The organism is Zavarzinia sp. CC-PAN008 (assembly GCF_051903925.1).
Taxonomy (GTDB): domain Bacteria; phylum Pseudomonadota; class Alphaproteobacteria; order Zavarziniales; family Zavarziniaceae.
Map to the genome: position 1 here is coordinate 4139847 of NZ_CP173678.1, position 14577 is coordinate 4154423.

At 70.2% G+C, this 14577-nt stretch carries 11 protein-coding genes; 5 read left to right on the top strand and 6 right to left on the bottom strand.

The window, feature by feature from the left end; genetic code table 11:
• Positions 1 to 12: 12 nt before the first annotated feature.
• Positions 13 to 795 carry a methyltransferase domain-containing protein gene (locus ACI6GS_RS19380; RefSeq protein ID WP_439815110.1) on the top strand — a complete coding sequence of 261 codons (783 nt, stop codon included), beginning with the start codon at positions 13 to 15 and terminating at the stop codon, positions 793 to 795.
• Positions 796 to 850: 55 nt separating this feature from the next.
• On the opposite strand, the gene ACI6GS_RS19385 is transcribed toward ACI6GS_RS19380, so the two are convergent.
• Positions 851 to 1192, bottom strand: a complete 342-nt coding sequence (locus ACI6GS_RS19385; protein WP_439815111.1) for a DMT family transporter — start codon at positions 1190 to 1192, stop codon at positions 851 to 853.
• 157 nt (positions 1193 to 1349) lie between these two features.
• On the opposite strand from ACI6GS_RS19385, the gene ACI6GS_RS19390 reads away from it, so the two are divergent.
• A complete protein-coding gene (locus ACI6GS_RS19390; protein WP_439815112.1) occupies positions 1350 to 2975 on the top strand; it encodes a flavin-containing monooxygenase in 1626 nt (541 codons plus the stop codon).
• Positions 2976 to 3116: 141 nt separating this feature from the next.
• On the opposite strand, the gene ACI6GS_RS19395 is transcribed toward ACI6GS_RS19390, so the two are convergent.
• The 4 genes from ACI6GS_RS19395 to ACI6GS_RS19410 form a co-directional block, all read right to left on the bottom strand.
• Positions 3117 to 4646 carry an FHA domain-containing protein gene (locus ACI6GS_RS19395; RefSeq protein ID WP_439815113.1) on the bottom strand — a complete coding sequence of 510 codons (1530 nt, stop codon included), beginning with the start codon at positions 4644 to 4646 and terminating at the stop codon, positions 3117 to 3119.
• Between the two features lie 66 nt (positions 4647 to 4712).
• Positions 4713 to 7121 (bottom strand): FHA domain-containing protein, encoded by a 2409-nt coding sequence (locus ACI6GS_RS19400; RefSeq protein ID WP_439815114.1) that lies wholly within the window; start codon positions 7119 to 7121, stop codon positions 4713 to 4715.
• A 151-nt stretch (positions 7122 to 7272) separates the two neighbouring features.
• Positions 7273 to 8790 carry an AAA family ATPase gene (locus tag ACI6GS_RS19405; RefSeq protein ID WP_439815115.1) on the bottom strand — a complete coding sequence of 506 codons (1518 nt, stop codon included), beginning with the start codon at positions 8788 to 8790 and terminating at the stop codon, positions 7273 to 7275.
• 94 nt (positions 8791 to 8884) lie between these two features.
• Complete coding sequence (locus ACI6GS_RS19410; protein ID WP_439815116.1) at positions 8885 to 10579, bottom strand: thiamine pyrophosphate-binding protein; 1695 nt, start codon at positions 10577 to 10579, stop codon at positions 8885 to 8887.
• 130 nt (positions 10580 to 10709) lie between these two features.
• Here ACI6GS_RS19410 and ACI6GS_RS19415 point away from each other — a divergent pair, with 130 nt between their 5' ends.
• A complete protein-coding gene (locus tag ACI6GS_RS19415; RefSeq protein WP_439815117.1) occupies positions 10710 to 11963 on the top strand; it encodes a DUF2254 domain-containing protein in 1254 nt (417 codons plus the stop codon).
• A 149-nt stretch (positions 11964 to 12112) separates the two neighbouring features.
• Here ACI6GS_RS19415 and ACI6GS_RS19420 read toward each other — a convergent pair whose 3' ends face one another.
• A complete protein-coding gene (locus tag ACI6GS_RS19420) occupies positions 12113 to 12886 on the bottom strand; it encodes an SDR family NAD(P)-dependent oxidoreductase (RefSeq protein WP_439815118.1) in 774 nt (257 codons plus the stop codon).
• Between the two features lie 120 nt (positions 12887 to 13006).
• Here ACI6GS_RS19420 and ACI6GS_RS19425 point away from each other — a divergent pair, with 120 nt between their 5' ends.
• Together ACI6GS_RS19425 and ACI6GS_RS19430 are read left to right on the top strand one after the other, a co-directional pair.
• Positions 13007 to 13864, top strand: coding sequence for an SDR family oxidoreductase (locus ACI6GS_RS19425; protein ID WP_439815119.1), 858 nt, complete (start codon positions 13007 to 13009; stop codon positions 13862 to 13864).
• A 6-nt stretch (positions 13865 to 13870) separates the two neighbouring features.
• Positions 13871 to 14542: a nitroreductase gene (locus ACI6GS_RS19430; RefSeq protein ID WP_439815120.1), complete on the top strand. Its 672-nt coding sequence runs from the start codon at positions 13871 to 13873 to the stop codon at positions 14540 to 14542.
• Positions 14543 to 14577: the final 35 nt, after the last annotated feature.

Genomic DNA, 14577 nt, shown 5'->3' on the forward strand with positions numbered 1-14577 from the left:
GGGAGACGGGCCATGAGTCCCCTGCCCGAACCCGCCCGCGCGCCCGAGGCAGACGTCTTTGCCTCCGGCGCCTATTGGGCCGAGTACTACTCGTCCCTGGGGCATGAGAACCGCGAGGCGGCGCGCTTCCTTCATGCCTCGACCCGCATCCCGGTCGGCCAGGGCGGCGCGCCGCGCGTCCTGGACGCCGGCTGTGGCCCCACCCTGCTCTATTGGGGCGTGTTCTATCCGGACGACGCCCGCCTGTCGGGCTTCGACCTGAACCCGTCGGGCGTCGCCTTCACGCAGCGCTGCGTGGCCGACGCGAAGGCCGGCCGCTTCGACCCCGGCATCCTCGATGCCGCAGGCTTCGCGACCGCCCTCGACGGCCGGGGGGAGACGGCGCAGGCCCGCATGGCGGCGACCGCCGCGCGGGTCGAGCGGGTGGACCTGGGTGACCTGACGCGGACCTGGCCGGCGGCCACCGCCTCGACCGAGTTCGTGACGAGCTGCTTCGCCTTCGAGTGCATCAACTCGTGGGAGGGCTTCCGCAAGGCCTGTGCCGAGGCGGCGCGCGTCCTGGTGCCGGGCGGCCGCTTCGTCCTGGTCATGACGGGCGGCATCCAGTGGGTGTGCGACGGCCAGACCTTCCCCACGCTGTTCGCCACAGAACGCCGCGTGCGCGAGGCGCTGCTGGCGGCACCGTTCAAGCTGGAGGCCCTGCAGAATGTCGAGTCGCAGGATGTGGCCGTCCGCGAGCAGGGCTATGACAGCATGCTCCTGATCCGGGCGCTGCGGCTGCCCGAGCCCGTCTAGCACGCTGGGGGGATTGGGCGATCCCCCCAGCCAGGCCGCTTCCGGTGGGTCGCCGTCAATGGTTGCCCGTCAGGTTCAGGCCGACGATCCCCAGGATCACCAGGCCGACACAGGCCAGCCTGATGGGGCTGGCCGACTCGCCGAACACGACCATGCCCAGGATCGCCGCCCCCGCGGCGCCAAAGCCCATCCACGCGACATAGGCGGTGCCGATCGGCAGGTGCTTCGTCGCCACGCCCAGCAGGGCAAAGCTGGCCAGGCCCAGCGCCAGCGAGATGGCGATCGGCACGGGGCGGGTGAAGCCCTCGGAATATTTCAGCGCGATCGGCCAGGCGATCTCCAGCAGCCCGGCCAGCGAAAGCAGGACCCAGGACCAGGTCACGGGGTTCGCGAACATGTCATGCGTCCTGTCTGAACAATCCCCCGCAGGGAACCGGATTCGCGCTCTCGACAGAAGCCGTTTGTGTGGTGGAGGTGCGCCGGAAGCCGGATTAGAATGCGTCCCATTGAGCCGCGCAGGCGGCCGACAAGAACCCAGAAAATGCGGGGGAGTGATGACAGACGCGAATGGCACCGGCGTGGGCAGGGATCTGGACGTGGTCGTGGTGGGCGCCGGGTTCGCCGGCATGTACCTGCTGCACCGGTTGCGTGGCCTGAACCTGAATGTCCAGGTCTTTGAGCAGGGCAAGGGCGTGGGCGGCACCTGGTACTGGAACCGCTATCCGGGCGCCCGCTGCGATGTCGAGAGCCTGGAATACCAGTACGGCTTCTCGGACGAGGTGCAGCGCGGCTGGACCTGGACCGAGCGCTATGCCGCCCAGCCCGAAATCCTGCGCTACCAGAACTATGTCGCCGACACGCTCGACCTGAAGCGCGACATCCAGTTCGAGACCAAGGTGACGGGCGCCGACTATGACCAGGCGACCGCCCGCTGGACCGTCCGCACCAGCCGGGGCGATGTGGTCCGCGCGAAGTACGTGGTGATGGCGACCGGCTGCCTGTCGGCCGCGCGTGTCCCCGACTTCCCCGGCATGGGCAGCTTCAAGGGCGCTACCTACCACACCGGCGACTGGCCGCACGAGGGGGTGGACTTCACGGGCCTGCGCGTCGGCGTCATCGGCACCGGCTCGTCCGCGGTCCAGTCCATCCCCGAGATCGCCAAGCAGGCCAAGGAACTGACGGTGTTCCAGCGCACCGCCAACTTCACGCTGCCCGCCGGCAATCGCCCCCTGACCGAGGAGGAGATCGCCGCCGGACGCGAGGTTCTGCTGGAGGGACGGCGCCGCGCCTTCGCGACCAAGGGCGGCTTGCACACGTTCGAATACAACAACCGTCTCTCGACCGACATGACGCCGGAGGAGATCCGCAAGGAACTGGAATCGCGCTGGAACGCGGGCGGTTTCGCCTTCCTCGGCGCGTATGAGGACTTTCTCATGTCGTGGGAGGCGAACACCATCGCCTCAGACTTCGCGCGCGAGCAGATGGCCAAGGCGATCAAGGACCCCGGCCTGGTCGAGAAGCTGCTGCCGCAGGGTCATCCCGTGGGGGCCAAGCGCCTGTGCCTGGACACCCACTATCTCGAGACCTTCAACGAGCCGCACGTGACCCTGGTCGACGTGCGTGAGACGCCCATCGAGCGCATCTCTGCGGCCGGGGTGGTCGCGGGCGGCAAGGAATACGCCTTCGACGCCATCGTCTTCGCCACCGGGTTCGACGCCATGACCGGCGCCATCCTCAGCGTCGACGTCACGGGCCGCGACGGCGCCCGCCTGCGTGACAAGTGGGCGGCGGGGCCCCGTACCTATCTGGGCCTGCAGACGGCGGGCTTCCCCAACCTGTTCTTCGTGACCGGCCCGGGAAGCCCCTCGGTCCTGTCCAACATGATCGTGGCGATCGAGCAGCACGTGGACTGGATCACCAACTGCATCGGCCGCCTGGAACAGCACCAGGTTCGCGCGATCGAGGCACAGGTGGAGGCCGAGGACCAGTGGGTCGACCACGTGAACGAGGTCGCCGCGATGACCCTCTATCCAGAGGCGAATTCCTGGTACATGGGCGCCAACGTCCCCGGCAAGCCGCGCGTGTTCATGCCCTATCCAGGCGGGGTCGACGTCTACCAGCAGAAGCTGGACGAGGTGGCGGAGCGCAACTACGAAGGCTTTGCCCTGAGCCCGACCTGAGGGGCGCACGCCCGACCTGCGTGTCGCGGTCAATTCCGGGGCACGCGGGACTGGCCGCCGTCGCTGGCGGCACAGGCCGGCACGAAAAAGGCGGCGCGGGGGAACCCGGCGCCGCCTTTCCTGTTGAGCGTTGGACCGGGGCTAGGCGCTCGCAATGGTCAGGTCGATCGCATCGATCTTTACGCTCGCGCCGTTGCGCAGCGCGACTGTCCCCGCGACGTCCGTCCCGTCGACTTTCAGCGCGACCTTGCCCACGCGGCTCAGCGTATAGCCTTCCGGCCCCAGCGTGATGGCGGCCGCCTCGGAAGGCCAGCCGCGCACCTTCGACCGCAGGGCGCAGGCGTCACTGGTGCCGATCTGCAGGCCGCGCGGCGCCATGACGTGGATCAGGCCGACATCGCGGTCATGCGTGGGCCAGGTCTGGGCCACCTGCGCCTTGGCCTGGGGATCGACTGAGGCGCTCTGGAACTGCAGGATCAGAGCGGGATAGGCACCACTCACCACACGCAGCTTCAGCCGCGCCAGGCCAGGCCGCGGCGGGTTCTTGCCGCCACCCAGCGCAATCACCTGGTCGGTCGCCAGCGGGGCCACCTCCCCCGTCGCAAGCAGGCGGCCGTCCAGCATGGTGCCGTTGCTGCTGCCCACGTCCTCGATCGTGAACCCATCGCCGCTCTGCGCGATCTGGGCATGGCGGCCCAGGCGCGAGATCGCGGTATAGGGCACGGCCAGCGCCGCTTCGGCCGGACCGTCGTCGCGCCCGATCTGCAGCAGCGGTCCGGTATGGACGTAGTACTCGGCGCCTTGGAAGCGGATCCGCGCAGGTCCGCGGAAGAACAGGCTGCGCTCGACCGCGCGCCGGGCCTGGGCCACGCGCTGGCGCACGCGGCGCGACAGGCCGGGGGCCGCGTCCGCCACTTCCAGGGCGCGGTCATAGCGCAGGATCGCCTCATAAGGCTTGCCCTGCTTGGGGAAATCGGCGGCGATCGCCTCGAAGGACTCGATTTCGCTCAGCGCCTGGGCGCGGACCTTGGCCTCGCGCTCGGCCGCCGGGGTGACCAGGCCAAAGGTCAGGATCTTGACGATCTTCTCGCCGGTGGAGACGGTCCCGGTGGGCGGCTCCTCTTCCTCGGGCTCGGCCCGCATCTTCAGCGAGTCGTCGCGCGATACCGAGGGCGGCGGCATCATCACCATGGTGGCGTCGCTGTCGGCCGGCCCTTCCGGGGCGGGTGCGGCGACGGGCGCCGCCTTGGGCGCGGCAGAAGCGTCCAGCAGCGCCTTGGCCAGGGTGACAGCGGACAGGCGATGCACATGCGTCGCCGGCTGGCCGGGCACCAGGACCTTTTCCCCGGCATCCTCGAACACCAGTTCGGGCGCCGGGTCGGCCAGTTCGAAGACCGCGTCGGACAGGGCAACGCCCGAGCCGATCAACGTGGCCAGGGCCAGGGACTGCTCGACCGCCGGTCCCCCAAGCGCGTCGCCGTCGCCCTGGACGTCGCCCAGATCGATGCCGACCGCGCCGGCCGTACCCCCCCGCAGCGGCCCCTGCAGGGCCAGAGCGCAGGCCAGGGCATCGCCCGGCGCCACGAACTCCACCCCGATGCGGGTGTCGCCATCGATGAAGACCCGCCCGAAATGCCGCTCGGCCACCGCCTCGACAGGCTCAACCGGCAACTTGCCCCCAGACGGAGGCACAATGGTCATGATGACCGAGATGCGGCTCTGCGCCATGGTACCCCTTTAAGCTCCCGTAGAGCGGAAACTAAAGACTTCTCCACCAAGCGCAATGCGGCATCCGTCACGCAACCGGACGGTGGCCAGGACGGGCACGTCGTCAACCAGGACGTCGCCGTCGAGCGGGGTCAGGCTGTAGCTGCCGCCCAGGTGGTCGATGCGCGCGATCCGCCCCTCGCCTTCGTCCAGGCGCAGGTCGGCCTCCTCCCCCGTGCCCAGCACGATCGGGCCACCGACCATGATCCAGGTGGCCCCCGCGTCACTGCGCCAGTTCTCCCAATGCTCGGCCAGGCGCACCAGGCCTGCATCGTCCAGGTGGGCAAAGGTCAGCGTCAGGATCAGGTGGCCGCGCCGGCGCAGCAACTCGAAGCGGCAATCGCCTTCCTCCAGCGGCTCGCGCACGCCGCCCAGGCTCAGCAGGTTGGGCCCGGGTCCACCGTCGTCGACCACGACCTTGCGCCCGGCGTCCAGCACCCGGCCGGCCAGGCACGCGGCATTGGTGCCGCCCAGGTCCTCGATCACATAGCCGTCGCGCATCGCAGTGATCCGCGTCTGCCGATCGGCCCGCGACACCAGGCGGAAGCCGACGGAGATGTCGGCCTGGATCGAGGTCCCGGCCCGACCGATCCGCTTGGTGCCGCCCACCAGCAGGTGGATGGCGCGTGGATTGCTCCCCGCCTCCTCCACCATGCGCGCGTCGCCGGGGAAGCCGAGCGTCGCAGTGATCGCCTCGCGCTTGGCCGCAAGGCGCGCCAGCGAGCCGTCCAGCACGCCCCGCGCGCGCCCATCGGCCAGGGCGCCGTCCAGTTCATAGAGCGCGGCATAGGGCTTGCCCGCGGCCATCGCCGCATCCGCCGCGGCCAGGGTGCGGTCCAGCTGCGCCGCGTCGGCCTCGCCCGCCGTGACGCCGCGCACGCCCAGCGACGTCCGCACCCCGATCAGGGTGCCGTCCTCGTCGTCCGCCACGGGCGGGGGCGCGGGCGGCGGAGGCGGCGCGAGGGCCATGGTCGTCCGGTCCTCGTCGTCCGGCCGCGGCGCGTGCACCGGCTCCCGCATGGCCTCTGGCGGCGGCTCGGGTTCTGGCGCCTGCATCTCCGCCGCGGGCGGTTCCTCGACCGGCGCGGGAGGCGGTGCCTCGGGCGGCGGCGGCGGTTCCTCAGCCGGGACGGGGGTGGCCGGCGGCTCCTCGGCCGGGGGCGGCGCCTCCTGCGGCGTGGCCGGCGGCGGCTCCTCGATCGGCGGGGCCGGGGCGATGGGCGCCTCCGCGCTGGTCACGACCGGTACCGACTCGACGATCACGGCATCCGGCAGGCTCGCGGGGGCGGCCTCCACGGGCGGCAGCGGCGGCGGCTCCGGCACGGGCGGCGGCTGGGTCGGCAGCGTCTCGACGATCACGGCCGGACCCGGGCTGGCCTCTGCCTGCACTTCAGGCGGCAGCGGCGGCGGCATGACCGGCGCGGTCGCGTCCGCCGCAGGCTCCAGCACCGCCTGCACGGCGGGAGGCTCTACAGCCGGGGACCCGGCTGGAGGCGCCTCAACGGGCGGCGGCTCAACTGGGGGCGCCTCGACCGGCGGCGGCGCGCTGGGCGGCTGCGGGATGGGCGGCGGCACCTCGGCCGGGCCCGGCGGCGGCGGCTCGAGCGGCGGCGGCACCTCGGCCGGCGGCGGGACCTCCATCGGGGGAATTTCCAGCGGCGGAGGCACTTCGGCGGGCGGCGCCTCGACGGGCGGCGGCACCTCCATCGGCGGTGGCGCTTCCGGTCCCGGCGGCGTGCCGATCGGCGCCGGCACCTCCAGGGGCGGCGGCGTGTTCACGGTCGACGCCTCGACAGGGGATACCTCGACCGAAGGCGCTTCGACCAGGGGCACCTCGACCGGGGGCGCCTCGACCGGGGGCGGCGCGTCAACCGGAGGCGGCTCGGCGACCGGGGCCTCGACCGCAGGCGTTTCGACCGCGGGCAGGGCCATGGTCACCATGCGCAGCGGACGGTTCATGCCGGGGACCGCGACCTCGCCCGCATCGGCCAGGACCACCTGCATCTTGCCGGCAATCTGCATCGAGGCCAGGCGCGAGATGCCGATGCGGCCGGGCGGTGTCCGCTGCGCCATCATTGCGGCGGCGCGCACCTCGGTGCTGGGCCCGCCCTCGGGGTCGAGGGTATCGCCCAGGTGGATCCCCATGCCGCCATGGCCGGCGTTCTGGGGCGGAATTCGGTCAACGATCGCCAGCGCGCACAGGGCTCCATCCTCCACACTCTGCAACTCCACCAGGGGCAACATGCCCAGGTCGAAGCGCAGCGTGCCCCCGTGAACGGCGATGATCCGCTCCAGTTCCTCGCGCGAAATGCCGGCCGGATCGCCCGGCGGTTGCCAGAAGCCAAGGGACAGCAAGGCGCGCAACTTGGTCCGGCTCATGGCGTATCGCGACGTCTCTCTGGAACGGGTGCGCAAGTCTGCCCGCGAATCCCGCGGGGTGGAAGTCCCGCCGTCCCCTTTGCCGTGCCAACGCGAAACAATGTTGCCGCGACGCCAACCCCGTCACAGCCGCGCGCCCGCGGCAGGGCGCTCACACGGGTGGCGGGGCCGGCACCGCCGCGTCGGGCTTCAGGTCTTCGGCCGTCAGCCGGGACAGGTCCTCCTCCGACGGGTCGGGCATGGCGGCCACGCGATTGGCGTGGTTCTCGATCACCTGCTCGAAGACGTTGCGCACCGCGCGCGCATTGCCGAAATGGACCGGGCGATTGGCGTACAGGTCGTCGATCACCTGCCGCGCCACGGGCTCGGACACCTCGTCCAGGGCATAGGCATTGTCGGCGCAGAACTTGCGGAAGATCGCGAACAGGTCCGCCTCGCTGTAGTCCGGGAATTCGATCCGCTTGGCGAAGCGGGAATCGAGGCCCGGATTGCTGGCGATGAATGCCGCCATCTCATCCGTGTAGCCGGCCACGATCACGACCAGCGTCTCGCGATGATCCTCCATCGCCTTGAGCAGGGTCTCGATCGCCTCCGACCCGAAGTCGTTCTCGCCGCCGCCGGCCAGGGCATAGGCCTCGTCGATGAACAGCACGCCGCCCAGCGCCTTCTTGACGACGGCGTCGGTCTTGCCCGCCGTCTGTCCGACATAGCCCGCGACCAGGCCGGCGCGGTCGACCTCGACCAGGTGCCCCTTCTCCAGCAGGCCCAGCGCCTTGTAGATGCGCGACAGCAGGCGTGCGACCGTCGTCTTGCCCGTCCCCGGATTGCCGCTGAACACCAGGTGTTGCGAGACCGGCGGCACGGCCAAGCCCTTGGCCTTTCTCAGGGCCCTGACCTTGATGAAGTTGGCGATGGTCGAGACCTCGGCCTTCACCGCCTCCAGGCCGATCAGGCCGTTCAGTTCGGCCATCACGTCTTCCAGCTTCTCAGGCGGCTTGGCCTCCGGCGACGGCTCCTTGCCGATCTTGGCCGGGTCCTGTCCGGGGCGCGGCTCCAGCGCGCCCGACAATTGCCGGCCCAGGTTGCGCAAGTCGCGCGCGAACAGGGTCAGCTTCACGGCCACGCTGCGGTTCAGCCATTCCGCCAGGTCGGCACGATAGGAGCGCCCCTGGCGCCCCGCGTCGACAAAGCCGCTGAACAGGTCCAGGAAGCTCGTCAGACACAACAACGCCGACCCGATCAGCGAATCCGGAATGGCAGTGACGTCGGCCGGCCCGCTCAGCCGACCCTCCAGCACGTCGGCTGCGATCGCCGCCGACAGGATCGTAGGCAGCGCGTCGCGATGCATCAGCATGTCATAAAAGCCGCGCACCCGCTCCGCCCGGCGGATCAGCCCCTCGACGCCCTCGGGCGGCGGCACCAGCCCGTCGAACAGGCTCAGGACCCGCTCGGCCTGGCGCGGCGCCCCACCATCGGCCCGCACGATCAGCGACGCCATGTAATGCGCGGCGATCACCAGGTCGTCGGCCTGCACCGCCGTTGGATCGACGCCCAGGCTGTCCAGCACGGTCGCCTTGTCGGGATGATCCTGCGCCAGCACGGCGCAGATCCGGCCATTCAGCTCCGCCGCAAAGCCCAGCTTCTCCCGCAGCAGTTCGAAATCCGTCATCACCCCTCCGCCTCCGGCGTGTCCCCCTTGCGTGCCATGCCTGGAGGACGAGGGGAAGCGCTCGTCGCTGCGCCGGCCCCGAAAGCGCCGGCGCTCAGCCCGGATCGATCATCACCTCGATCAGGTTGGCGACACCGGAGGCGATGCCCGCCTCGACCGCAGGGCCCAGGTCGGCGGCCCGCGCCACCCGGTGCGCCGGCAGGCCCATCGACTGAGCCAGGCCCACATAGTCGATGGCCGGCTCCTTCAATTCCATCGCGATGAAGCGGTTGGCCCTGGCCGATTCGTAGTGCGCCTGCGCCTTCATGAAGTTCTTCAGGATGTTGTATTCGCGGTTGTTCATCACGACGAAGGTGATGGGCAGCTTCTCGTGCGCGGCCGTCCAGATCGCCTGCGGGGAATAGAGGGCGGCCCCGTCGCCGACCAGGCAGACGACCGGCGACCGCCCCCGTCCCAGCGAGCAGCCGACCGCCGCCGGCATGCCCCAGCCCAGACCCCCGCCGCGCAGGAAGGAGTACTGGCTGGGCGAGTTGCTGTTCAGGAACGACCGCACATGGGCCGCCGTCGCCACCGCCTCGTCCACGATGGCGATGTCGGGGCCGATCGCACGCACCACCTCATGTGCCGCCACGATCGGCTTGATCACGGGCGCGTCGAACACCGCCTGAACCGCCTGTTCCAGGCCCGCCCGCTGGTCCAGTCGCCGCGCCCTTGCCGCCGCCAGCAGCCCGCGGTGCGCCCCGTGCTCGTCCTGCGTCGCCTGGGCGAGGTGCGGCAGCAGCGCGTCGAGCGAGGCCTTGATGTCGCCGACGACCGACAGCCTGGTCTGGTAGCTGCGCCCCAGGTCCCGCACGTCCGCCGACAGCTGGTAGACGGCACAGCCCTCCGGCACGGCCGAGCCTTCGGTGTAGAGGATCGTGATCAGCGACTTGCCGCCCAGGGCAAAGACGGCATCGTAGTGCGACAGCACGTCCGCGATCGCCGTCGTCGTGGTCGGCATGTTGCCGGCCCAGAGCGGATGCGCCGTCGGGAACGGGATGCGCGACGGCCAAGACGACCCATAGACCGGTGCGCCCAACAGTTCGGCCAGGGCGACCGCCTCGGCCGCGGCGCCGCTGGCATGGACCTCGTCGCCGGCGATCAGCGCCAGTCGGCCGGGCGCGACGGCGCCCAGCGCGCTGGCCAACTGCGGCAGCGACCCCGCCACCGCTCGCCGGTCGATGACGGATGGCCCGGCAATGCCGACGCGGCTCATCTCGTCCATCACGTCCATGGGCAGTGACAGGAAGACCGGGCCGCTGGGTGCCGCACTGGCATCGTGAAAGGCGCGCCGGACCAGGATCGGCAACTGGTCGGGGCTGGCCACTTCCTGCGCCCATTTCACGGCCGGCCGGGCCAGCGCCACCAGGTCGCCGAACAGCAGGGGGTCGAGCACGGTGTGCCGCGAATCCTGCTGCCCCGCCGTCACCACCAGCGGCGTCTGCGACACGACCGCGTTGAGCAGGTTGCCCATGCCGTGGCCCAGGCCGCCCGCCGTATGCAGGTTCAGGAAACCGGGCCGGCCGCTGGCCTGGGCATAGCCGTCGGCCATCGCGACGGCCGACGCCTCCTGTAGCGCCAGGATGTAGCTGATCCCGGGCGTGCGCAGCAGCGCGTCCATCAGCGGCAGTTCGGTCGTGCCGGGATTGCCGAAAATGTACTCGACGCCCTCGCTCTCCAGGATCTCCAGCAGGACCTCGGCGCCACGCCGGGCGCGGGCGCCACTCACCTCCCTGACCAGACCGCCCATCGCCGCCACCTCCGCCCTGCCCGTTCCACCCACAATGGGCTGATTGGCGGCCGTGTTCCAGGCAGGGCAAGCGGGGATCCGCCGGACCGTTTCCGTGTTCCGTCTTCCTTGGGGATGCGATGGGGGGACCATGTCACGCTGGCAATGGCTGCTGCGGCAGCTGACGCGCAGGCTGTGGGTGCGTGCCAGCCTGATCGGCCTGCTGGGCATCCTGGCCGCGGTGCTTTCGGCCTTCGTGGAGCGCTTCATCCCCTGGGACCTGCCGGGCCGGATCGGGGCCGACGCGGTCGACAGCATCCTGGACATCCTGGCCTCCAGCATGCTGGCGGTGACGACCTTCTCGCTCAGCGTCATGACATCGGCCTATGGCTCGGCGACAAGCAACGTGACGCCGCGCGCCACCCGCCTGCTGGTGGAGGACCGCACCACGCAGAACGTGCTCTCGACCTTCATCGGCTCGTTCCTGTTCGCCATCGTCGGAATCGTGGTGCTCAAGACGGGGGCCTATGGCGATCGCGGGCGGCTGATCCTGTTCGTCGTGACGATCGGCGTGATCGTGGCCATCGTCGTCTCGCTCCTGCGCTGGATCGACCACCTGACGGGCCTGGGCCGCGTGGGCGAGACGACGAAGCGGGTGGAGGACGTGACCGCCGCCGCGATCGAGGCCCGGCTCAAGGAACCCTGGCTGGGCGGTGAGCCCCAGTATGACCCCCCGGAGCATCTGGCGAGCCTCGCCAGCCCGGTCGCGGGCCAGGACATTGGCTATGTCCAGCACATCGACATGGGTGCGCTTGCCGCCTGCGCCGCGGAGCTGGATGCCGACATCCACGTCGCCCGCCTGCCCGGCGCCTTCGTCCATCCCGGCGCCGTCCTGGCCTGGATCGGCCCTGGGGCAGACAGCGCAGACGCGGGTCGGCTGAAGGTGGTGCGCGCCGCCTTCACCATCGGCCCGGAACGCAGCTTCGATCAGGACCCGCGCTTCGGCCTCGCCGTGCTGAGCGAGATCGCCTCGCGCGCGCTCTCCCCTGCGATGAACGATCCTGGTACGGCCATCGACGTGATCGGCCGCGCCGTCCGCCTGATGAGCCGCTGGGCGACGGGCTGCACCAGGGCCGACCGGCCAGAGGTGGCACACCCCCGCGTCCACGTTCCGCCGCTGGCCAGCGCGGATCTGTTCGAGGATGCCTTCATGGCGATCGGCCGCGACGGCGCGGCGATGATCGAGGTGCAGTTGCGCCTGCACAAGGGTCTGGCGGCCCTGTCCCGCCTGGGCGACGAGGACTTCCGCGCCGCCGCGCGCGCCCAGGCCGCCCTGGCCCGGGCGCGGGCCGAGGCGGCGCTGACGCTGGAGGCCGACCGCCAGCGCCTGCGCGCACTGGACTGAGGCCGGCTCAGCGCCCGTTTGGAAAGTCCGTTCACCCCCGCGAAGGCGGGGGTCCAGGGGCCGCAAGGACGGTGCTTTGGGACCTGGATTCCCGCTTTAGCGGGAATGAGCGGGTTATTTTGGCGCTTCTGCGGATTCCAAACAGGTGGTCAGCGCCCGTTCTGGACGTCGTCGATGCGGATATAGGTGCCGGTCACGAACTCCGACGACGGGGAGACCAGGAACAGCAGCGTGCTGTCCATCTGCGCCGGATCGCCCAGGCGCTGGCGGGGGAAGCCCTTGGTGATGTCGCCGACGCGGGACAGCATCCCGTCCATCATCTCGGAGGCGAAAGCGCCGGGGGCGATCGCGTTCACGTTGATGTTGTTGCGCGCCCATTCGACGGCCAGGGCTTCGGTCATGCGGATCACCGCCGACTTGCTGACGGAATAGAGCGCCGCCCCGCCGCCGCCATACTGGAACGCGGCCGACGACGCGATGTTGACGATGCGGCCGGGCAGGTTCGCCGCCATCAGGCGCCGCGCCATCTCGCAGCTCAGGACATAGGGCGCGCGGACATTGATGTTCAGCACCCGGTCGATCAGGTCCAGGCCCATCTTGTGGGCGCGCTGGGCATCGGGAATGCCGGCATTGTTGACCAGGATCTGCACCGGCCCCAGGGCATCCTGGATCGGGCCGAACACGTCGATGCAGGCCTGCGCATCCGTGGCATCCAGGGCAAAGGCCTGGGCCGTGCCGCCCTCGGCGCGGATCTCGGCGGCCAGGGCCTCAAGCCGGTCGGTGCGCCGCGCGGCCAGCGCCACCTTGGCGCCCGACTTCGCCAGCACCTTGGCAAAGCGCAGGCCCAGGCCCGAACTGGCGCCCGTCACCAGCGCCGTCTGGCAGGTCAGGTCGGTCGTGAAATTGGGAAGGGGATAGGCCACGCGTCGTCCTCCTCTGGCTTCTTGGGGCGGTCCACCTTGGGGCCTGCCCGGCGCGGGCACCGTCATAGCATTGCGCAGGCCGCATCACGCCACTGGATTTGAGACGCGGCAGACGGCACCTTGCGTTCCGCAATCAGCCAAGGGGAGGCAGCGTTCGACATGGGCAAGGCGCAAGGCCGCAAGAGCATCTTCATCACCGGCGCCGCATCGGGCATGGGGCGCGAGACTGCGCGCCTGTTCCACGAGAAGGGCTGGTTCGTCGGCGGCTATGACGTGAATGTCGAAGGGCTGGCCACGCTGGAGCAGGAACTGGGGTCCGACAACTGCATCGTGGGCAAGCTGGACGTGACCGACCGCGCCGCCTATGCAGCCACGCTCGTCGCCTTCGCCGCCGCGACCGAGGGCAAGCTCGACCTGCTGTTCAACAATGCCGGCATCGGCCGCGGCGGCTTCTTTGCCGATGCGCCGTTCGAGGATGCGGTGGCGGTCGTCAACGTCAACCTGATGGGCGTGCTCAACGGCATCAACCTGGCCCTGCCGCTGCTGAAGGCGACGCCGAACTCGCTATGCTTCACCACCTCGTCGTCCTCGGCGACGATCGGCATTCCCGGCATCGCCGTCTATTCCGCGACCAAGCACGCGGTCAAGGGCCTGACCGAAGCCCTGTCGGTGGAGTTCAAGGCGATCGGCGTGCGCGCGGCCGACGTCCTGCCCGGCCTGATCGACACCCCCATCCTGCCCGAAGGGGCGGTCGAGCGGGCGCCCAAGGAAGGCATGTTCCGCGCCATCCCGCCGATGGAAGTCGCCAAGGTCGTGTGGGAGGCCTATGGCTCCGACACGCTGCATTGGTTCGTGCCGCCGGAGATCCAGGAGCTGGACAAGGCGTCCGCCCTGAACCCGGAACAGACGCGCGACAACATCGCCAAGACCATCGCCTTCGGCAACGCCAACAGCGTCGCCATCGGCAAGCCGGAGTAGGCGGCGATGAAGGTCTCAGAGGCCCTGCGCACCCGCACCTCGATCCGCGCGTTCAAGCCGGATCCGGTGCCCGAAGCGACCATCCGCGCGATCCTGGACGACGCCAAGTGGGCGGCGTCCGGCGGCAATGTCCAGCCCTGGCACGCCTGGGTCCTGGCGGGTGCCGAACTCGACCGGTTCAAGGCGATCATCCGGGACAAGCAGGCACAAGGGATCCATGGCGAGGGGACGGAGTACCAGATCTATCCCCCCGACCTGAAGGAGCCGTATCGCAGCCGGCGCTTCAAGTGCGGGGAGGATCTCTACGCCACGATCAACATTCCCCGCTCGGACAAGCCGGCCCGCCTGCGTCAGCTGGCCCGCAATTTCGAGTTCTTCGGCGCGCCCTGCGCCATGTTCTTCGCGATCAGCCGCGAGGCGCAGCAGGGCCAGTGGTCGGACCTGGGCATGTTCATCCAGTCCGTCATGCTGGCGGCCAAGGAACATGGCCTCGACACCTGCGCGCAGGAGGCCTGGGCCAACTGGTACAAGTCGGTGGGCAGCTTCCTTGAGATCCCGGACGAGATGATGCTGTTCTGCGGCCTGGCGGTCGGCTATCGCGATCCCGACGCGCCCATCAACACGCTGCGCACAGACCGCGCGCCGGTCGACGAATTCGCGATCCTGCGCGGCTTCTGATCGGGCCGGGCGATCCTGGTAGCCAGCGGGTCCCG

Excerpts from the sequence above, each read along its gene's own strand:
- ACI6GS_RS19380 (WP_439815110.1), top strand. The coding sequence starts at position 13 with ATGAGTCCCCTGCCCGAACCCGCCCGCGCGCCCGAGGCAGACGTCTTT.
- ACI6GS_RS19385 (WP_439815111.1), bottom strand. The coding sequence starts at position 1,192 with ATGTTCGCGAACCCCGTGACCTGGTCCTGGGTCCTGCTTTCGCTGGCC.
- ACI6GS_RS19390 (WP_439815112.1), top strand. The coding sequence starts at position 1,350 with ATGACAGACGCGAATGGCACCGGCGTGGGCAGGGATCTGGACGTGGTC.
- ACI6GS_RS19400 (WP_439815114.1), bottom strand. The coding sequence starts at position 7,121 with ATGAGCCGGACCAAGTTGCGCGCCTTGCTGTCCCTTGGCTTCTGGCAA.
- ACI6GS_RS19405 (WP_439815115.1), bottom strand. The coding sequence starts at position 8,790 with ATGACGGATTTCGAACTGCTGCGGGAGAAGCTGGGCTTTGCGGCGGAG.
- ACI6GS_RS19410 (WP_439815116.1), bottom strand. The coding sequence starts at position 10,579 with ATGGGCGGTCTGGTCAGGGAGGTGAGTGGCGCCCGCGCCCGGCGTGGC.
- ACI6GS_RS19415 (WP_439815117.1), top strand. The coding sequence starts at position 10,710 with ATGTCACGCTGGCAATGGCTGCTGCGGCAGCTGACGCGCAGGCTGTGG.
- ACI6GS_RS19430 (WP_439815120.1), top strand. The coding sequence starts at position 13,871 with ATGAAGGTCTCAGAGGCCCTGCGCACCCGCACCTCGATCCGCGCGTTC.